General features: G+C 51.2%; 20 protein-coding genes and 1 other annotated feature. Of the genes, 18 read left to right on the forward strand and 2 right to left on the reverse strand.

All coding sequences use genetic code 11. The features are described 5' to 3' along the window. Positions 1 to 230: 230 nt before the first annotated feature. The 10 genes from mreB (at position 231) to rplL (ending at position 7,864) form a co-directional block, all read left to right on the forward strand. Positions 231 to 1,238 (forward strand): rod shape-determining protein, encoded by a 1,008-nt coding sequence (gene mreB, locus ACMP1L_RS01035; protein WP_118731930.1) that lies wholly within the window; start codon positions 231 to 233, stop codon positions 1,236 to 1,238. A 101-nt stretch (positions 1,239 to 1,339) separates the two neighbouring features. Beyond that, entirely contained in the window at positions 1,340 to 3,610 is a 2,271-nt protein-coding gene (gene recD2, locus ACMP1L_RS01040) for an SF1B family DNA helicase RecD2 (protein WP_418451743.1), read from the forward strand. Then, the gene (locus ACMP1L_RS01045; protein ID WP_475544499.1) at positions 3,598 to 4,290 is read left to right on the forward strand and encodes a ComF family protein; all 693 of its coding nucleotides are present in this window, start codon (positions 3,598 to 3,600) and stop codon (positions 4,288 to 4,290) included. Before recD2 ends, ACMP1L_RS01045 begins: the two co-directional genes overlap by 13 nt. A 189-nt stretch (positions 4,291 to 4,479) precedes the next feature. Then, entirely contained in the window at positions 4,480 to 4,629 is a 150-nt protein-coding gene (rpmG, locus tag ACMP1L_RS01050) for a 50S ribosomal protein L33 (RefSeq protein ID WP_080552267.1), read from the forward strand. Between the two features lie 12 nt (positions 4,630 to 4,641). Next, on the forward strand, positions 4,642 to 4,845 hold the full coding sequence (secE, locus tag ACMP1L_RS01055) for a preprotein translocase subunit SecE (RefSeq protein ID WP_118531256.1): 204 nt from the start codon (positions 4,642 to 4,644) through the stop codon (positions 4,843 to 4,845). Positions 4,846 to 4,864: 19 nt separating this feature from the next. Beyond that, on the forward strand, positions 4,865 to 5,380 hold the full coding sequence (gene nusG / locus ACMP1L_RS01060) for a transcription termination/antitermination protein NusG (RefSeq protein ID WP_118531258.1): 516 nt from the start codon (positions 4,865 to 4,867) through the stop codon (positions 5,378 to 5,380). A 77-nt stretch (positions 5,381 to 5,457) separates the two neighbouring features. Next, positions 5,458 to 5,883 carry a 50S ribosomal protein L11 gene (rplK, locus tag ACMP1L_RS01065; protein WP_118531260.1) on the forward strand — a complete coding sequence of 142 codons (426 nt, stop codon included), beginning with the start codon at positions 5,458 to 5,460 and terminating at the stop codon, positions 5,881 to 5,883. A gap of 80 nt (positions 5,884 to 5,963) precedes the next feature. Beyond that, positions 5,964 to 6,659 carry a 50S ribosomal protein L1 gene (gene rplA, locus ACMP1L_RS01070; RefSeq protein WP_118731925.1) on the forward strand — a complete coding sequence of 232 codons (696 nt, stop codon included), beginning with the start codon at positions 5,964 to 5,966 and terminating at the stop codon, positions 6,657 to 6,659. Between the two features lie 48 nt (positions 6,660 to 6,707). Beyond that, positions 6,708 to 6,851, forward strand: a sequence feature (ribosomal protein L10 leader region). A 33-nt stretch (positions 6,852 to 6,884) separates the two neighbouring features. After that, complete coding sequence (rplJ, locus tag ACMP1L_RS01075) at positions 6,885 to 7,379, forward strand: 50S ribosomal protein L10 (protein ID WP_118719912.1); 495 nt, start codon at positions 6,885 to 6,887, stop codon at positions 7,377 to 7,379. A gap of 110 nt (positions 7,380 to 7,489) precedes the next feature. Beyond that, complete coding sequence (gene rplL, locus ACMP1L_RS01080; protein ID WP_118542223.1) at positions 7,490 to 7,864, forward strand: 50S ribosomal protein L7/L12; 375 nt, start codon at positions 7,490 to 7,492, stop codon at positions 7,862 to 7,864. A 149-nt stretch (positions 7,865 to 8,013) separates the two neighbouring features. Here rplL and ACMP1L_RS01085 read toward each other — a convergent pair whose 3' ends face one another. Beyond that, positions 8,014 to 8,220 carry a cold-shock protein gene (locus ACMP1L_RS01085; RefSeq protein WP_118531268.1) on the reverse strand — a complete coding sequence of 69 codons (207 nt, stop codon included), beginning with the start codon at positions 8,218 to 8,220 and terminating at the stop codon, positions 8,014 to 8,016. 351 nt (positions 8,221 to 8,571) lie between these two features. Continuing rightward, positions 8,572 to 9,471 carry a LysR family transcriptional regulator gene (locus tag ACMP1L_RS01090; protein WP_418451745.1) on the reverse strand — a complete coding sequence of 300 codons (900 nt, stop codon included), beginning with the start codon at positions 9,469 to 9,471 and terminating at the stop codon, positions 8,572 to 8,574. Positions 9,472 to 9,635: 164 nt separating this feature from the next. On the opposite strand from ACMP1L_RS01090, the gene ACMP1L_RS01095 reads away from it, so the two are divergent. The 8 genes from ACMP1L_RS01095 to srtB all read left to right on the forward strand — a co-directional run bounded on the left by ACMP1L_RS01095 (position 9,636) and on the right by srtB (position 17,927). Beyond that, complete coding sequence (locus ACMP1L_RS01095; RefSeq protein ID WP_418451746.1) at positions 9,636 to 10,406, forward strand: polysaccharide deacetylase family protein; 771 nt, start codon at positions 9,636 to 9,638, stop codon at positions 10,404 to 10,406. 87 nt (positions 10,407 to 10,493) lie between these two features. Beyond that, positions 10,494 to 11,825 carry a replication-associated recombination protein A gene (locus tag ACMP1L_RS01100; RefSeq protein WP_177304633.1) on the forward strand — a complete coding sequence of 444 codons (1,332 nt, stop codon included), beginning with the start codon at positions 10,494 to 10,496 and terminating at the stop codon, positions 11,823 to 11,825. Between the two features lie 184 nt (positions 11,826 to 12,009). Beyond that, a complete protein-coding gene (gene rho, locus ACMP1L_RS01105; RefSeq protein ID WP_418451747.1) occupies positions 12,010 to 13,422 on the forward strand; it encodes a transcription termination factor Rho in 1,413 nt (470 codons plus the stop codon). Positions 13,423 to 13,582: 160 nt separating this feature from the next. Next, on the forward strand, positions 13,583 to 13,786 hold the full coding sequence (gene rpmE, locus ACMP1L_RS01110) for a 50S ribosomal protein L31 (RefSeq protein WP_118531274.1): 204 nt from the start codon (positions 13,583 to 13,585) through the stop codon (positions 13,784 to 13,786). Between the two features lie 86 nt (positions 13,787 to 13,872). Then, positions 13,873 to 14,886: a DUF1385 domain-containing protein gene (locus ACMP1L_RS01115; RefSeq protein WP_418451748.1), complete on the forward strand. Its 1,014-nt coding sequence runs from the start codon at positions 13,873 to 13,875 to the stop codon at positions 14,884 to 14,886. Further along, positions 14,883 to 15,824: a peptide chain release factor N(5)-glutamine methyltransferase gene (gene prmC / locus ACMP1L_RS01120; RefSeq protein WP_418451750.1), complete on the forward strand. Its 942-nt coding sequence runs from the start codon at positions 14,883 to 14,885 to the stop codon at positions 15,822 to 15,824. The genes ACMP1L_RS01115 and prmC overlap by 4 nt, the downstream gene beginning before the upstream one ends. A 76-nt stretch (positions 15,825 to 15,900) precedes the next feature. After that, complete coding sequence (gene prfA, locus ACMP1L_RS01125) at positions 15,901 to 16,974, forward strand: peptide chain release factor 1 (RefSeq protein WP_118531280.1); 1,074 nt, start codon at positions 15,901 to 15,903, stop codon at positions 16,972 to 16,974. A 77-nt stretch (positions 16,975 to 17,051) separates the two neighbouring features. Continuing rightward, positions 17,052 to 17,927 carry a class B sortase gene (gene srtB / locus ACMP1L_RS01130; protein ID WP_418451751.1) on the forward strand — a complete coding sequence of 292 codons (876 nt, stop codon included), beginning with the start codon at positions 17,052 to 17,054 and terminating at the stop codon, positions 17,925 to 17,927. The last annotated feature ends 24 nt before the right edge of the window (positions 17,928 to 17,951 follow it).

Consider the following 17,951-nt stretch of genomic DNA (forward strand, 5'->3'; position numbering starts at 1 on the left):
TAGAGTATAAAAAAGAATTGTGACTAAACTGTGTCGCCATCATAAAAAAAATATAAACATAATAAAAAATAAAAAAACCCTTTCAAAAACCTTCTCGATTGTATATAATAAGAGAGATTAGAACGAAAAATGCGCTCTTTGCGCATATTCATAGATAGAAATCAATGGGAAACAGAGCGGCTGTGAGGAAACAGAACAGCTGCGAAACGAGAAATCTCAGGAGGAAATTTATGTTAGTATCCAACGATATCGGAATCGATTTAGGTACGGCGAGCATTTTGGTATACATCAAAGGCAAGGGCGTTGTGCTGAAGGAGCCTTCCGTAGTAGCAATCGACCGTGATTCCAACAAGATCATGGCAATCGGTGAGGAAGCACGTCTGATGATCGGAAGAACACCGGGCAACATCATTGCGGTCAGACCACTGCGCCAGGGCGTTATTTCTGATTACACGGTTACTGAAAAGATGTTAAAGTATTTCATCAATAAGGCAGTAGGCAAAAGAACCCTTCGCAAGCCGCGTATCGCAGTCTGCATTCCGAGCGGTGCGACTGAGGTCGAGAAGAAGGCCGTTGAGGACGCTACCTATCAGGCAGGTGCCCGCGAGGTTTCCATCATTGAGGAGCCGGTAGCAGCTGCCATCGGTGCCGGAATTGATATTTCCAAGGCCTGCGGAAACATGATCGTTGATATCGGTGGTGGTACTGCAGATATCGCAGTCATCTCTCTTGGCGGAACCGTAGTAAGCACTTCCATCAAGATTGCAGGTGATGACTTTGATGAGGCTCTGGTCCGTTACATGAGAAAGAAGCACAACCTGCTGATCGGTGAGAGAACCGCAGAGGAGATCAAGATTAACATCGGTTCTGCATACCGCAGACCGGAAGTACTGACCATGGAAGTGCGTGGCCGTAATCTGGTGACCGGACTTCCGAAGACCATTGTGGTCACTTCTGAGGAAACCCTGGAAGCGCTGCGTGAGCCGGCTATGCAGATCGTGGACGCTGTTCACAATGTACTGGAGAGAACACCTCCGGAACTGGCAGCAGACATCTTCGACCGCGGCATCGTGATGACCGGCGGCGGTTCTCTGTTAAATGGTCTTGACCAGTTGATCGAAGAAAAGACCGGTATCACCACCATGGTAGCGGAGGATCCGCTGACCGCAGTGGCAATCGGAACCGGTAAGTTTATCGAGTTCCAGCACGGAGACAAAAAAGAGCAGGAATTCAATTAAGACAAACGATTTTTACGGATATAACGAATGACGAGCAAACAGAAGGGGTCTCGTGTCCATCGCGGACGCGGGACCTTTCTATTCGCAGGAGATACAAGAACATGGCGACAGTAAGCGGATATGTAGAGAAAATCAAATATCGCAACGAGGAAAACGGCTACTCGATCTTAAGTGTCAATTCGGATGGACTGGACTATGTACTGGTGGGAACCTTTCCGTATATCAGTGAGGGGGATTTTATTGAGGCATCCGGACGTGATGTGGAGCATCCCATTTACGGAGACCAGATCCAGGTGGAATCGTATGAGCTGAAAGCTCCGGAAGATACGGCATCCATGGAGCGCTATCTGGGATCCGGCGCGATCCGCGGGGTGGGTACAGCACTGGCTGCCCGCATTGTGCGGCGGTTCAAGGCAGATACCTTCCGCATCATTGAGGAAGAACCGGAGCGTCTGGCAGAGGTAAAGGGAATCAGCGAAAAAATGGCCCAGGCTATTTCGGAGCAGATGGAGTCCAAGAAGGAGATGCGCCAGGCCATGATGTTTTTGCAGGAATACGGCATCTCCATGAGTCTGGCCCTCAAAATCTACAACGAATACGGTTCCCGGATGTACAGCATTATCAAGGAAAATCCCTACCGCCTGGCGGATGACATCCAGGGTGTCGGATTTAAAATGGCAGATGAGATCGCTCAGAAAGTGGGAATATTCACGGATTCGGATTTCCGGATTCGCAGCGGCATTTATTATACGCTGCTGCAGTCCGTGGCAAACGGACATACCTACCTGCCGCAGGAGGAGCTGCTGGCATCCGCGTCTGAGCTTTTGCATGTAGATCCGGCAGTGATGGAGAAACATCTGACAGACCTTCAGATGGAGAAGAAGATCGTGGTAAAGGTGAATGAGGAGAAGCTGTTGAAGCCGGAAGAGGATGACAGTACCCCTGCCTCCCGCCATGTTTACGCTTCCCAGTATTATTATACAGAGCTTAACACGGCCCGTATGCTCCATGATCTGAACCTGCGGGGGGCTGAGCCGGAAACGGAGATCCGCAAAAAGCTGGAGAAGATCTGTGAAGAAGAACGCATTGAGCCGGATGAGCTGCAGATCCGCGCGGTCGTCGAGGCGGTCAACAGCGGCCTGCTCATTATCACCGGAGGACCCGGTACCGGTAAGACAACTACCATCAACACCATCATCCGTTACTTTGAACAGGAAGAGATGGAGATTCTTCTGGCGGCGCCGACCGGCCGTGCAGCGAAGCGCATGACGGAGGCAACCGGCTATGAGGCGCGGACGATCCACCGTCTGCTAGAGCTGACGGGAGTCCCCTCTGATGATAAAGACACATCAGGCATGCATTTTGAGCGCAATGAGGAGAATCCGCTGGATGCAGATGCTATCATCATTGATGAGATGTCCATGGTGGATATTTATCTGATGCATGCACTTCTTCGGGCAGTGAACCCCGGAACCCGCCTGATCCTGGTGGGGGATACCAACCAGCTTCCGAGTGTTGGCCCTGGCAATGTGCTGCGTGACCTGATCGCATCCGGGGCCTTTGATGTAGTGCAGCTGACCCGGATCTTCCGTCAGGCAGCCGAGAGTGACATTATCGTCAATGCCCACAGGATCAACGATGGTGAACGGATTCCGCTTGGCAAGCGCAGCAAAGACTTTTTGTTTATCCGCAGAGAACAGCCGGATGCCATTATCAGCGCCATGCTGACGCTGGTGCGGGAAAAGCTTCCGAACTACGTTCACGCGGATATGTTCGACATCCAGATCATGACCCCGATGCGAAAGGGAGCCCTGGGCGTGGAACGGCTGAATACGATCCTGCAGAGCTTCTTAAACCCGAAGGATCCGTCTAAACCGGAAAAAGAGGTGGGCGGAACCATCTACCGCGTCGGAGATAAGGTCATGCAGATCAAAAATAATTATCAGATTGAGTGGGAGACCCGCAATCGCTATGGAATCCCGGTGGATTCCGGTGCCGGAGTTTTCAACGGAGATATCGGCATCATCCGTGAGATCAATACCTTTGCGGAAGAGCTGACCGTAGAATTTGACGAGGGCAAAATGGTGGATTACAGCTTTAAGCAGCTGGAGGAGCTAGAGCTGGCCTATGCCATTACCATTCATAAATCCCAGGGAAGCGAGTATCCGGCGGTGGTGATTCCGGTCTATTCCGGCCCCCGCATGCTGATGACAAGAAACTTGATTTACACGGCGGTCACCCGCGCCCGCGCCTGTGTGTGTCTGGTCGGCATCCCGGAGATGCTTCAGGCCATGGTAGACAATGAGGTCGAGCAGCGCCGCTACACCGGACTGAAGATCCGAATCCAGGAGGTTATGAAATCAGAATTATAAATTTGCTGTTTCCACGCCGCTGTCCGGTCTGCGGGCAGATCGTACTGCCGGAGGGCGCACTGATCTGTCCGGGCTGTATGGCAAAGCTTCATTTTATCCGGCAGCCATCCTGCAAAAAATGCGGGACAGAGCTCATTGCTGACCGCGCGGAATACTGCCCGGACTGCCTGCGAAAACAGCGCAGCTTTGAGTACGGAATCGCGCTGATCCGCTACGATGCTGTGGCTCAGAAGTCCATGGCAGCAGTCAAGTACAAAAACCGGCGGGAATATCTGGATTTTTATGCGGAAGCCATCGCGCGGCGGTACGGCTATTTCTTTGAACGCCATAAAGAAGCGGTGCTGGTGTCGGTGCCTGTCCACCCGGCAAGACTGCGCTCCCGCGGTTTTAACCAGGCAGGAGAGCTGGCGGTGCGTCTCGGACGTCTGACAGGACTTTCCGTGAATGAAGCGCTGCTGGTCCGTACCCGGAAGACAGCGCCGCAAAAGGATCTTGGTCCGGATGAGCGCCTGCGGAATCTGCGCCACGCATTTGCGGTGACAGCGGAAGCTCCGCCAACAGTCATCCTTACAGATGATATCTATACCACCGGCAGCACCATTGAGGCCTGCACCAGAGTCTTAAAGGCAGCCGGAGCGTGTCAGGTTTATTTTGTTTCAATCTGCATCGGTGGCTCCTGAACGGGTGAAATCCGCGGATTTCCAACAAAAAATAAAGAAAAAGATTGACGCATGGACATCGTTATGCTATAGTGGTATGGCGAATGGAAGAGCTTAGGTCTTTTTTTTATGCTCAAAATTAGCCTTCTGGCTGATCCGACAGAAAAAAAGGCTGAAAAACAACGAAAAAATCAAGTGGAGGTGGAAGTCGTGCGCACAAAGATTACACTGGCATGTACAGAATGTAAACAGCGGAACTACAACATGACGAAGGATAAAAAGACACATCCGGATCGCATGGAGACCAAAAAATATTGTAGATTCTGCAAAACTCATACTTTACACAAAGAAACCAAGTAAGGAGTGTGAACTATGGGAGAAACTACAGGCACTGAGAAGGCTCCGAAGAAGAGCTTTTTCAAGGGTTTAAAAGCTGAGTTCAACAAAATCGTATGGCCTGACCAGGAAACCGTTGGCAAGCAGACTGTTGCTGTAGTAGCGGTTACCGCTGCGCTGGGAATTATCATCGCAATCCTGGATTTCATTATCAAATGGGGCCTCAGCTTCATTATTTAATTAAGGCGAGGGTGATAAGATGTCAGAAGCAAAGTGGTATGTAGTTCATACCTATTCAGGCTACGAGAACAAAGTTAAAGTTGACATTGAGAAAACCATTGAGAACCGTAACCTTCAGGATCAGATCCTCGAAGTTTCCGTTCCGATGCTCGAAGTCGCAGAACTCAAGAACGGCGTGGAGAAGCTTGCGGACAAAAAAATGTTCCCGGGCTATGTACTCATCCATATGATCATGAACGATGATACCTGGTATGTAGTACGCAACACCCGCGGCGTAACCGGCTTTGTCGGACCGGGCTCCAAGCCTGTTCCGTTAAGCGATGAGGAGATGGAGAGCCTCGGATTCGGAAAGACAGAAGTCGCTCTGGACTATGCAGTTGGCGATACCATTGTGGTAACTGCCGGTGCATGGAAGGACACGATCGGTGCCGTTAAGTCTATCAATGAAAGTAAGCACACTCTTACGATCAATGTCGAGATGTTCGGCCGTGAAACACCGGTTGAACTCAATTTCACAGAAGTGAAGCACATGTAACAACGAAAAAGGACCGGTGATGCCGGTTCGTGGGAGGGACACCCCCGACAATACCACATTATTAGGAGGTCATTATCATGGCAAAGAAAGTAACTGGTTACATCAAATTACAGATTCCGGCAGGCAAGGCTACCCCGGCTCCGCCGGTTGGTCCGGCACTGGGTCAGCACGGTGTTAATATTGTACAGTTCACCAAGGAGTTCAACGCAAGAACCGCAGATCAGGGCGATCTGATCATCCCGGTTGTTATTACCGTATATGCAGACAGAAGCTTCAGCTTCGTTACCAAGACTCCGCCGGCAGCTGTTCTGTTAAAGAAAGCCTGCAAGATCAAATCCGGTTCCGCAACCCCGAACAAGACCAAAGTTGCTACCATCTCTAAGGCAGATCTTCAGAAGATCGCTGAGACCAAGATGCCTGACTTAAACGCAGCAAGTCTGGAAGCAGCTATGAGCATGATTGCAGGTACTGCAAGAAGCATGGGTATCACTGTTGAGGAGTAATTCTTCATACAGGACTGAGATGAAACTTTAAATACGTGGGAGGGACATCCCCGACAATACCACTAGGAGGTTATTTTATTATGAAACATGGAAAGAGATATGTAGAAGCGGCTAAAGCAGTAGACCGCGCTACTCTTTATGATGCAGCAGACGCTATCGCACTTGTTAAGAAGACTGCTGTAGCTAAATTTGATGAAACCATTGAGGCTCATATCAGAACCGGTTGTGACGGACGTCACGCTGACCAGCAGATCCGTGGTGCAGTTGTTCTGCCGCACGGTACTGGTAAAGTTACCAGAATCCTTGTTTTCGCTAAGGGTGCAAAGGCTGACGAGGCTCAGGCTGCAGGCGCAGATTTCGTAGGCGCTGAGGAGCTGATCCCGAAGATCCAGAACGAGGGATGGTTAGATTTTGATGTAGTTGTAGCTACCCCGGATATGATGGGCGTTGTTGGTCGTCTGGGCCGTGTACTTGGACCGAAGGGCTTAATGCCAAACCCGAAGGCTGGTACCGTAACCATGGATGTAACCAAAGCTATCAACGATATCAAAGCTGGTAAGATCGAGTACAGACTTGATAAAACCAACATTATCCACGTGCCAGTGGGTAAAGCTTCTTTCACTGAGGAGCAGTTAGCGGACAACTTCCAGACGCTTATGGATGCAATCAACAAAGCAAAACCGGCTACCTTAAAGGGTGCTTACATTAAGAGCGCAACCCTGACCTCTACCATGGGCCCGGGCGTTAAGCTGAACGTAGTTAAGCTGATGGCTTAATCAGATTTTGCAAAAAACTGATTGACAATCCAAATATAGTATGTTATCATACACAAGTATTGACTGCCGAAGACAGTAGGTGCCGTAAGGCGTAAGGTTACAGCCGCCTACCGAGGAACGTACAATTTTGTATTAAACGACGAATTTGTAGAGCCCCTCTGTCTTGCACAGTGGGGCTTTTCCTTGCAGTCTCCAGTTATATAATAAAACAGGAGGAAGACATTCATGGCTAAAGTTGAGTTAAAACAGCCTATCGTAGCTGAGATCTCCGAGCTGTTAAACGGCGCTGCATCCGCAGTAGTAGTAGACTATCGTGGTCTTACTGTTGCTCAGGATACCGAGCTTCGTAAGCAGTTAAGAGAAGCTGGTGTTGCTTACAAAGTATATAAGAACACCATGATCAAGCGTGCAGCTGAGGGTACCGATTTTGCAGCTCTGGATCCGGATTTAGAAGGACCGACCGCAATCGCAGTATCTAAGGACGACGCTACAGCTCCGGCAAGAATCCTGGCTGAGTTTGCTAAGAAAGCAGACAAGCTTGAGATCAAAGCTGGTGTTGTTGAAGGTACTTACTATGATCAGAAGGGTATGCAGGTTATTGCAACTATCCCGTCCAGAGAAGTACTTCTCGGAAAGTTACTGGGAAGCATCCAGTCTCCGATCACCAACTTCGCTCGTGTGCTTAACCAGATCGCTGAGCAGCAGGGCGCAGAGGCTTAATTTACTGACCGGTCCGCGGCGTGCCGCATAACCATCAGTATGAAGCAATTCGATACCGCATCGAACTATCATTGATTCAGAAATATCATTATTTAATGGAGGAAATTAAAATGGCAAAGTTAACCACTGCAGAGTTTATCGAAGCTATCAAAGAGTTATCCGTATTAGAGCTGAACGAGCTGGTAAAGGCTTGTGAGGAAGAGTTTGGCGTATCCGCAGCAGCAGGCGTTGTAGTTGCAGCAGCAGCTGGCGCAGGCGAGGCAGCTGAGGAGAAGACCGAGTTCGACGTAGAGCTGACCGAGGTTGGTCCGAACAAGGTTAAAGTTATCAAGGTTGTACGTGAAGCTACCGGTCTTGGTCTGAAAGAGGCTAAGGACGTAGTTGACGGTGCTCCGAAGGTCCTGAAAGAGGGCGCTTCTAAGGAAGAGGCTGAGGACATCAAGGCTAAACTTGAGGCTGAGGGCGCAAAAGTTACCCTGAAGTAATTAAAACTCAACAAAGAGCTGTGAACCCCGGGAATCCGCAAGGATCTCCGGGGTTTTTCTGTATATGAAACAATTCGAAATAAAAAAATGCGCAAAAAAATACCCGAAAGCCCATAGGACTTTCGGGTATTGTGCTTTCAGGCGGTAGATTAAGCTACAACGTGAACGTTAACAGCCTGCAGACCACGGTTGCCCTCTGCGGTATCGAAGGTAACTTTCTGGCCATCCTCTAAGGTCTTGTAGCCATCAGCTACGATACCGGAGAAATGTACGAAAACTTCCTCACCAGTCTCGTCGTTGGTGATGAAGCCATAACCCTTAGTAGCGTTGAACCATTTAACTGTACCGTTATTCATTGTGGTACCTCCTATAAAAAATAAAATTTGTGTATTTTCGTATGAAACAAAAATCACATATTTTTGTAAATCTGGAATGTACTTCTTGACTTACAAAAATATGTGAATCAAAAGCTCATATCAAAATACACTGTGAGTTTACCACCCAACCCCTGTTCTGTCAAGCAATTTCGGCATTTCTTTAGATACTGAAGCGGTAGGTGATAGAAGGCGGTTTCGGCAGTGCTTTACGGCCTGCGGAGGTGAAAACAGGCGGATTTCAGTGTATGGACGGTAATGGTGTGATGGGTGCGTGGCCGGGGAAAGTGACCGGCCACGCACACTATGCCAAAACAAATAAGGGAAAAGTTGTCAAAGGGAAAAGACTGACTCTTCGCTGTCTGCGAGCCAGGCTTTCATGGCTCCGGTAAGCCATTTATTCCGGTGGCAGAGAACCTGGAGCCAGAAGGGGCTTGCGGAAGGCTCGTAATCCAGCCGGACCAGCTTTTGAGCGGCCGGATGGATCCGGACAATAAGATCCGGGACCAGAATGACGGGGGCTGATCCGGAAGCTCTGCTGCTGTCAGCAGCGATGGAAAGTGCCAGGGCAGTATCAGAAATCCGGATCTGCCCGGAACCGGGGGCATGCAGTTTATGGTCAAGACCGGCTTCAAAATGACCGGTGCAGATGAGCGGATAATGAGAAAGTTCTTCTCCGGATAAGTCGGTTTGTCCGGCTAGCGGATGCCCCTTTGCGGCAAAAGCATGAAGGGGAGCCGGCAGATCTTTCGCTGCGTGGATCAGGTCTGTATCGGTGCGGAGCAGATCCAGCGTCAGGGCAAGATCGATATCATTGTGGCGCAGCCGGAACAGAAGCTCCTCCGGCTCTGCAATGACCTGCACGTTTACATCAACCTGAGGATAGTCCTGCAGGTAGTGGGCAATGCGGCTGCTCAGTCTTTCGCAGGAAAGCTGGCCGGATATGCCCAGACGGAGCGAACCGGTGATGGCAGATGTGTCCTGCTTTCCGACCTTCAGGGCATCTTCGGACATGCGGACAATGGCTGCCGCATAGGACAGAAATTCCTGCCCGGTCTGGGTGATGCGGATCTGTTTGCCTACGCGCTCGTAAAGCTGTGCTCCAAGCTCCTGCTCCAGCTGCTGCATCTGCATAGTAACGGTGGACTGGGCATATCCCAGAAGCTTTGCGGCTTTGGAAAGACTCTGGGTCTCAGCTACTTTGGTAAATGTGATCAGGTTTCTAATTTCCATGAAGTACTTTCTTTATATCGAAATTGATGAAGTATAATAAAAATACTTCAAAATAATTGACATTGATATTGTAGCGCACATGAGGGAAAAACGCAAGCATATCTGGATAGATTTTCTGAATATAAATAATGGGAGATAACAGGATCTCGAGGGAGGAAAGTACCATGGTCGTGGGCAAATGGAAATTTTCTGCAATGTGTCTTCTGCTGTTTCTGGCGCTTCTTGCGGATGGCGCTCTTGCAGGTGCGGCGTTTGCCGTTGCAAATCGGCAGCCATCTGTGATGCAACCCTCTGCCGTTGCAAAACGGCAGCCATCAGCGATGCAATCCTCTGCCGTTGCAAACCAGCAGCCATCAGCGATGCAATCCTCTGCTGTCCGACCGCTCCAGGTTGCCCTCACCTTTGATGACGGCCCCCACCAGACCTGTACGCCGGCACTTTTAAACGGCCTGAAGCAGCGTGAGGTAAAAGCAACCTTCTTTCTCATGGGAGAAAATATTGCGGGGAAAGAGCCGCTGGTACAGCGTATGCAGGCAGAGGGCCATCTGATCGGAAATCATGGCTACCGCCATATCCAGATGACAAAAGAGGAGGCGGAACAGGCCTGCGCGGACATCGAACAGACGGAAAAACTCATCCAGTCCATCACCGGGAAACGGCCGGAGTATCTGCGCCCTCCATACGGCGACTGGAATGAGCAGCTGGAATGCCGGGTAAACCTGACCACGGTGCTGTGGAACGTGGATTCGCTGGACTGGAAATTTCAGAACACGGACCGGATCGTGCGCCGGGTGGAGAAAGATGTGAAAGATGGAGATATCATCCTGATGCACGATATTTTTCCGACCTCTGTGGAGGCGGCGCTTAGGATCGTGGATGATCTGCAGAAACGGGGATATGAATTCGTGACGGTCGAGGAGCTTTTAGTGGACTAAAGCGGATACAGCTCTTTGCGAAACCCGGTTGACTCTGAAATCCCTGCGGATTATACTGGGAGCATACAGGCAGGAGGAGAACGATACATGGATTTGTTTGATTATATGAGAGCGAGTACCCAGGAGCAGGAGTCTCCCCTGGCGTCCCGCATGCGCCCTACCACGTTGGACGAAGTGGTGGGGCAGAAGCACATTATCGGAAAGGACAAGCTGCTTTACCGGGCAATCAGGGCAGACCAGCTTGGTTCCATCATTTTTTACGGCCCGCCGGGGACCGGAAAGACAACGCTGGCCAAGGTGATCGCAAACACCACCAGCGCGAGCTTCCGCCAGATCAACGCTACGGTTGCCGGAAAAAAAGATATGGAGGATGTAGTAAAAGAGGCGAAGGATGCTCTCGGCATGTACGGCAAAAAGACGATTTTATTTGTAGACGAGATCCACCGCTTTAATAAGAGCCAGCAGGATTACCTGCTTCCGTATGTGGAGGACGGAACCCTGATTCTCATTGGGGCAACTACGGAAAATCCCTACTTCGAAGTGAACGGGGCGCTTCTTTCCCGCTCCCGCATTTTTGAGCTGAAGGCCCTGGAAAAGGATGACGTGAAGGAGCTGGTCCTGCGGGCAGTGCGGGATGAGAAAAAAGGAATGGGCAGCTATCATGCTGTGATCGATGATGAGGCGGCAGATTTTCTTGCGGATGTATCCGGCGGAGATGCCCGTGCGGCTTTGAATGCCGTAGAGCTGGGCGTTCTCACAACGGAGAGGGATCCGGCTGACGGCCTGATCCACATTACACTGGATGTGGCGCAGGAGTGTATCCAGAAGCGGGCGGTCCGCTACGACAAGGACGGAGACAACCATTACGACACGATCTCCGCCTTTATCAAGAGCATGCGCGGTTCGGACCCCGATGCGGCAGTTTATTATCTGGCCCGGATGCTTTACGCGGGAGAAGATATTAAGTTTATTGCCCGCCGGATCATGATCTGTGCGGCGGAAGATGTGGGCAATGCAGACCCGCAGGCCCTTACGGTGGCAGTCAGTGCGGCCCAGGCTGTGGAGCGCATCGGCATGCCGGAGGCCCAGATCATTTTGTCTCAGGCAGTACTTTATGTGGCAACGGCTCCAAAATCCAATTCCGCATGCAATGCGGTATTTGAGGCGATGGATGCAGTAAAAAACCAGCGTTCCATGCCGGTTCCGGTACATCTGCAGGATTCTCATTACGGCGGTTCCGCAAAACTGGGACATGGAATCGGTTATCGGTATGCTCACGATTATCCGAATCATTATGTAAAGCAGCAGTATCTTCCGGATGGAATGGAGGGCCGGTGCTTCTATCATCCTTCGGAAAATGGATATGAGTCGAAAATTGCAAAACACATGCGTTTCTTGCGGGAGTCTGTTCAGGAATAAGAAAAATCCGGATAAAATAACCTTTTCTTTTTCGGAAAAATTCATTATAATGTGGTTATGCGCGGAGGCAGTGTCTGGCTGCTTCCGCATTTCATGAATCCATTATTCATATTGAGTCCCTCGGGATATCTATCCATTGATATAAACCCCATTTATCAGAATATAAGTTCAGATTGGAGAAAATATGCGAGAAAAATTACAGACCTTACCCGTATCCGTACTAAAGGAAATGGCGAAAGAGCAGGGCATCAAGGGAGCCACCGCGTTGCGGAAAGCGGAGCTGATCGAGGAGCTTTGCCGTGCGGCAGGAGAAAACGAGGAAAGCCGTACCCCAAACAGCCGACCGGCTGCAGTCAGAAGAACGAATTTTAATCAGGCAGATCAGGCCGGGCAGAACCGCAGCAGCGAGCAGCAGACTGGCCAGCCTGCCCGGGAGGATGGAGCAGACCGGCTTCAGGAGGAGATGGACAGCGGCGTTCCGGCCAGCGGAATTCTGGAAGTTATGCCGGATGGCTTTGGCTTCATCCGATGCGAGAACTTTCTTCCGGGTGAGAACGACGTTTATGTCTCTCCGACCCAGATCCGCCGCTTTAACCTGAAAACCGGAGATATCATCAGCGGAAACCGCCGCGTGAAAACCTCGAATGAGAAATTTGCGGCTCTGTTGTACATTAAAAATGTGAATGGCTATCCGCTCAGCGCACTGGAGCGCCGCCCGAACTTTGAAGAGCTGACTCCGGTATTCCCGAACAGCCGCCTTCACATGGAGACCCAGGGCAAGAGCAGTACGGCCATGCGTGTACTGGATCTTCTGGCACCGATCGGCAAAGGGCAGCGCGGCATGATCGTATCCCCGCCAAAAGCCGGAAAAACAACTCTTTTAAAGCAGGTGGCGCAGGCTGTTACCACCAACCACCCGGATATGCATATGATCATCCTTCTGATCGATGAGCGCCCGGAGGAGGTAACGGACATCAAAGAATCCGTGGTCGGCAAAAATGTAGAGGTTATTTATTCCACCTTTGATGAACTTCCTGACCGGCATAAACGGGTTTCGGAAATGGTCATCGAGCGAGCAAAGCGTCTGGTTGAGCATGGCCGGGATGTCATCATTCTGCTGGACAGCATCACCCGTCTGGCCCGGGCCTACAACCTGGTGGTTCCGCCGAGTGGCCGTACTCTTTCCGGCGGCCTTGATCCGGCAGCCCTGCACATGCCGAAACGCTTTTTCGGTGCGGCCCGCAACATGCGAGAGGGCGGCAGCCTGACCATACTGGCAACTGCGCTGGTAGACACCGGAAGCCGTATGGATGATGTCATCTATGAGGAATTTAAGGGAACCGGCAACATGGAGCTGGTATTAGACCGCAAGCTTTCCGAGAAGCGTATCTTCCCGGCTATCGACATCTTAAAGTCCGGCACCCGCCGCGATGATCTGCTCCTGAGCCGCGATGAGGCCGAGGCAGTGGATATCGTCCGCAAATCAACCAACAGCCTCAAGCCGGAAGATTCCGTGGAGCGGATCCTGGATCTGTTTGCTCAGACCCGGACCAACCGGGAGTTCGTGGAGGTGGCGAAAAAACGCCGTATGTTCTAACAAAAAATCTTTGAAAACCTTAGAAATATGCTTGCCAAGGCTATATTTATATGATACAATTATGGAGCTGTTTATAGATGTGGCGTGATTTTAACGGTACGAGTGAGACCGTTAGACGATCACAGTACTATATAATTGAGAAAGTGAAGAGGTGAAAATCATGAGAGAAGGAATCCATCCGGCTTATTATCAGGCTAAGGTTACCTGCAACTGCGGCAACGAGTTCGTTACCGGTTCCACCAAGGAAGAGATCCACGTAGAGGTTTGCTCTAAGTGCCATTCTTTCTACACCGGTCAGCAGAAAGCTGCTTCTGCACGCGGTCGTATCGATAAGTTCAACAAGAAATACGGCGTTAAGGCGTAAGCATAACGAGAGCGAGGTAAGGTTGAGACTCAAGTGGAGACACTTTGGCTCAACCTTATTTTTCTTTATAAGGAGATAGTAGTTTTATGAAATATTCCGGTATCGGCGGCCAGGCCGTCATTGAAGGAATTATGATGAAAAACAAAGACCAGTATGCCACGGCAGTGCGCAGGCCGGACGGCGGCATTGAGGTCAAAAAAGATACCTATGTCAGCATGACAGAGAAGGTGCCGTTTTGCGGACTCCCTTTTGTGCGCGGTGTCTTCAGCTTTGCGGATTCCATGATCCTTGGCATGCGGACACTGAGCTATTCAGCCAGCTTCTTTGAGGATGATGAGGATTCTGAACCGGGTAAGCTGGAGCTCTGGATGGACAAAGTCTTCGGAGAAAAGGTGGAGCAGGTGCTTATGGCGGTTGTTATGGTATTTTCCGTTATCATGGCCATCGGCATTTTCATGATCCTGCCGCTGCTCATCGCAAACGCCTGCAAGCAGGTTATCCATTCCGACACCATCATGGCAATTCTGGAGGGCGCTATCCGCATTGCTATTTTTATTGCGTATATCAAACTGATTTCCCGGATGGAAGACATCCGCCGCACCTTTATGTACCACGGTGCGGAGCATAAGTGCATCAACTGTATTGAGCATGGCATGACCCTCACGGTCGATCACGTGCGGGAAAGCTCCAAACAGCACAAACGCTGCGGCACCAGCTTTCTCATCATTGTTATGCTCATCAGCATCCTGTTCTTTATGGTGGTGCGGGTAGATAATGTGTTGCTGCGCATGGCAAGCCGTATCATTCTGGTGCCGGTCATTGCCGGTGTGTCTTACGAGTTTCTGCGCCTGGCAGGCCGCAGTGACAACCCGATTGTCAATTTACTCAGCAAGCCGGGGCTGTGGATGCAGAACCTGACTACCAGTGAGCCGGATGATTCCATGATCGAGGTAGCCATTGCAGCTGTGGAAGCGGTATTTGACTGGAAAGCATACTTAAGGGAAAATTTCCCGGATACGGAGATTCCGGAGGACCGTGCGGATGCCGCAGTTTCCGGTCCGGCACAGGACCAGGCCATCAGCCGGGAGGAAGCCAGATGACACTCTACGACCTTCTGAATGAGGGAAGCGCCGCCCTGCAGCAGGCAGGGGATACCGACGGCGAAAACGATGCAAAGCTGCTTCTTTTTGAAGCCCTTCATCTGGATCTGGTCCACTTTCTGATGGACCGCCTGCGCCCCCTTTCAGAACAGGATGCTAAGGTGCAGGAACAGATCCGGACTTATCGGGGAATGATCGCAAAGCGTGCGTCACGTATTCCGCTGCAGCAGATTTTGGGCAGCCAGGAATTCATGGGACTGGATTTTTTTGTAAACGAGCATGTGCTGATCCCGCGCCAGGACACCGAAACACTGGTGGAGCTGGTGCTTCAGGAGCAGCAGGACCCGGAAAAGAAGCTTCTGGACCTCTGTACCGGATCCGGCTGCATTGCCATCAGCCTGGCGGTGAAGGGCGGTTACAGGTCTGTAACAGCCACAGATCTGTCGGAAGAGGCGCTGAAGGTGGCAGAGCGGAACGCAAAGATGCATGGATTTGCAGTGGTTTCACACACGGAAACACAGGATGCGCCTGAACAGGCCGGGCATCCGTTCATCTTCCGCCAGAGCGACCTGTTCACAGCTATGCCCCAGAGCGAAGCCGGAACCTTCGATATCATCACATCCAACCCGCCCTACATTCCCACAGCGGTCATTGCCACCCTGGAGCCGGAGGTGCGGGAGCACGAGCCCATGATGGCTCTGGACGGTACCGCGGACGGTCTGAAGTTTTACCGCCGGATCGCAAAGGAAGCAGGAGCCTGGTTAAAGCCGGGGGGAGCTGTTTACCTGGAAATTGGCTATGACCAGGGAAAGGCTGTCAGTGAGCTTTTGAGTGAGGCGGGCTTTGATAAAGTAAGAGTCGTAAAGGACCTTCCGGGCAAGGACCGCGTGGTATGCGGTATCTGGCCCGGGCTGACGGACACAGAAAATCAGTCGTGATTGCAGCGGCGTGAAGCCACCGCAGACAGAATACGGAAACAACATAGATACGAACATATATAATAGGAGGAATCGCATGTTTGACAGATTAGATGACATCCTCATCCATTACGAGGAGATCATGCAGGAATTAGGCGAGCCGAACGTAACCGAAAACCAGGACCGTTTCCGCAAGCTCATGAAGGAGCAGGCTGACCTGGCGCCGCTGGTAGAGGCATACAAGGCCTACAAGCAGGCAAAGCAGGATATCGAAGACAGCCTGGCACTTCTGGAAGAGGAGAGCGACGAGGAGATGCGCGAGCTTGCCAAAGAGGAACTTTCCGATGCCAAGAAGCGCGTGGAGGAGCTGGAGCAGGAACTGAAGATCCTGTTGCTGCCGAAAGACCCGAACGATGATAAGAATATCATCCTGGAGATCCGCGCAGGTGCAGGCGGCGATGAGGCAGCCCTGTTCGCGGCAGAGCTTTACCGTATGTACGTAAACTACGCAGAGAGCCAGCACTGGAAGGTAGAGATCATCTCTTTAAGTGAGAACGGCATCGGAGGTTTCAAAGAGGTACAGGCCATGATCACCGGTAAGGGCGCATACTCCAAGATGAAGTACGAGTCCGGCGTACACCGCGTACAGCGTGTACCGGAGACCGAGTCCGGCGGCCGTATCCACACCTCCACCGCAACCGTAGCAGTGATGCCGGAGGCAGAAGAGGTCGATGTTCAGATCGACATGAACGACTGCCGTATCGATGTTATGCGTGCGTCCGGTAACGGCGGACAGTGTGTCAACACCACCGACTCCGCGGTACGTCTGACCCATATTCCGACCGGCATCGTCATCTACAGCCAGACCGAGAAATCCCAGCTGCAGAACAAAGAAAAGGCATTCCGCCTCCTGCGTTCCAAGCTGTATGATCTGGAGCTGGAGAAGAAGCAGAACGCGGAGGCAGCAGAGCGCCGCAGCCAGATCGGTACCGGCGACCGCTCCGAGAAGATCCGTACCTACAACTTCCCGCAGGGCCGTGTGACAGACCATCGCATCAACCTGACCCTTTACAAATTAGATAAGATCATGAATGGTGATATCCAGGAAATCCTGGATGCCTGCATTGCGGCCGATCAGGCAGCAAAGCTGGCAAAGATGAACGAAGTGTAGGAATCATCAGGACGATTGAAAAAAGCTGGATTTAATCAAAGGTATTAAATCTGGCTTTTTGCAAAATGGAGGATTTTATGATGGAACACGAGAATAAAAACAGAAATTCAAACGGCCTTCTCAGACGCATTGTCATTGCTGTCCTTCTGGTCATCATGATCGGCAGCGCTCTCAGCCTGGTAAAGGACTGGAGGGACGCCGCCGCGCAGCGCCGGCTGGAGGAGAGCCTGGCTGAGGCGGCAAAACAGACGGAGACCGAACCGCCGGAAACAGAGAAAGAGACGGAAGCCGAGACCGAGGCGCCATATGTCTCACCCATTGATTTTACACCGCTTCTGGAAACGAACCCGGACACCATCGGCTGGATCCGCGTGCCGGACACTAAGATCGATTATCCCATCGTCCAGTCCCCGGATAACCAGTATTACCTCCACAAAGATTTTGAAGGGAACGACAGCGTATATGGGGCCATCTATCTGGATGCCGACAGCAAGTCGGACTTTAGTGGCTGGAACAACCCAATTTACGGTCATCACATGAAGGATGGATCCATGTTCAAGGATGTGGTAAAGTTCAAGGACCAGGAGTTTTTTGAAAACCACAGGTACTTTGAAATCTACACCCCGGAGCGCACCATCCATTTAAAGACACTAGGCTGCTACTACAGTGACTCCAACGGCATTGTCCGCAAGACCACCTTCAAGTCCCAGGCATCCTTTGACAAATGGGTCAGTGAGCGCCTGGCACCATGCAGCTTCGCAGAAGCTCCAACGCAGCCCTTTGATTCCATGTTTGTCCTGATTACCTGCAGCTATGAAAAAAATGATGCCCGTACCCTGCTGTTTGCGGCAGAGGTAGATGAAGACGGAAACTTCCTCCCGGCCACCGGAAGAAATGTGCCGGATGCAGGTGCGGCTGTTGCGGAGACATCTGCGGCAGTACAGACAAATTAATAAAAAATTTCGAATTCCCGCCCG

This window comes from Ventrimonas sp., assembly GCF_048380235.1.
Taxonomy (GTDB): Bacteria; Bacillota; Clostridia; order Lachnospirales; family Lachnospiraceae; genus Brotaphodocola.

Bases quoted from the DNA above. Each gene is read 5' to 3' on its own strand.
- secE (WP_118531256.1), top strand. From the start codon at position 4,642: ATGGGAGAAACTACAGGCACTGAGAAGGCTCCGAAGAAGAGCTTTTTC.
- rplK (WP_118531260.1), top strand. From the start codon at position 5,458: ATGGCAAAGAAAGTAACTGGTTACATCAAATTACAGATTCCGGCAGGC.
- rplL (WP_118542223.1), top strand. From the start codon at position 7,490: ATGGCAAAGTTAACCACTGCAGAGTTTATCGAAGCTATCAAAGAGTTA.
- rplJ (WP_118719912.1), top strand. From the start codon at position 6,885: ATGGCTAAAGTTGAGTTAAAACAGCCTATCGTAGCTGAGATCTCCGAG.
- ACMP1L_RS01115 (WP_418451748.1), top strand. From the start codon at position 13,873: ATGAAATATTCCGGTATCGGCGGCCAGGCCGTCATTGAAGGAATTATG.
- rplA (WP_118731925.1), top strand. From the start codon at position 5,964: ATGAAACATGGAAAGAGATATGTAGAAGCGGCTAAAGCAGTAGACCGC.
- mreB (WP_118731930.1), top strand. From the start codon at position 231: ATGTTAGTATCCAACGATATCGGAATCGATTTAGGTACGGCGAGCATT.
- rpmE (WP_118531274.1), top strand. From the start codon at position 13,583: ATGAGAGAAGGAATCCATCCGGCTTATTATCAGGCTAAGGTTACCTGC.
- ACMP1L_RS01100 (WP_177304633.1), top strand. From the start codon at position 10,494: ATGGATTTGTTTGATTATATGAGAGCGAGTACCCAGGAGCAGGAGTCT.
- prfA (WP_118531280.1), top strand. From the start codon at position 15,901: ATGTTTGACAGATTAGATGACATCCTCATCCATTACGAGGAGATCATG.
- srtB (WP_418451751.1), top strand. From the start codon at position 17,052: ATGATGGAACACGAGAATAAAAACAGAAATTCAAACGGCCTTCTCAGA.
- rho (WP_418451747.1), top strand. From the start codon at position 12,010: ATGCGAGAAAAATTACAGACCTTACCCGTATCCGTACTAAAGGAAATG.
- ACMP1L_RS01095 (WP_418451746.1), top strand. From the start codon at position 9,636: ATGGTCGTGGGCAAATGGAAATTTTCTGCAATGTGTCTTCTGCTGTTT.
- recD2 (WP_418451743.1), top strand. From the start codon at position 1,340: ATGGCGACAGTAAGCGGATATGTAGAGAAAATCAAATATCGCAACGAG.
- ACMP1L_RS01090 (WP_418451745.1), bottom strand. From the start codon at position 9,471: ATGGAAATTAGAAACCTGATCACATTTACCAAAGTAGCTGAGACCCAG.
- ACMP1L_RS01085 (WP_118531268.1), bottom strand. From the start codon at position 8,220: ATGAATAACGGTACAGTTAAATGGTTCAACGCTACTAAGGGTTATGGC.
- nusG (WP_118531258.1), top strand. From the start codon at position 4,865: ATGTCAGAAGCAAAGTGGTATGTAGTTCATACCTATTCAGGCTACGAG.
- prmC (WP_418451750.1), top strand. From the start codon at position 14,883: ATGACACTCTACGACCTTCTGAATGAGGGAAGCGCCGCCCTGCAGCAG.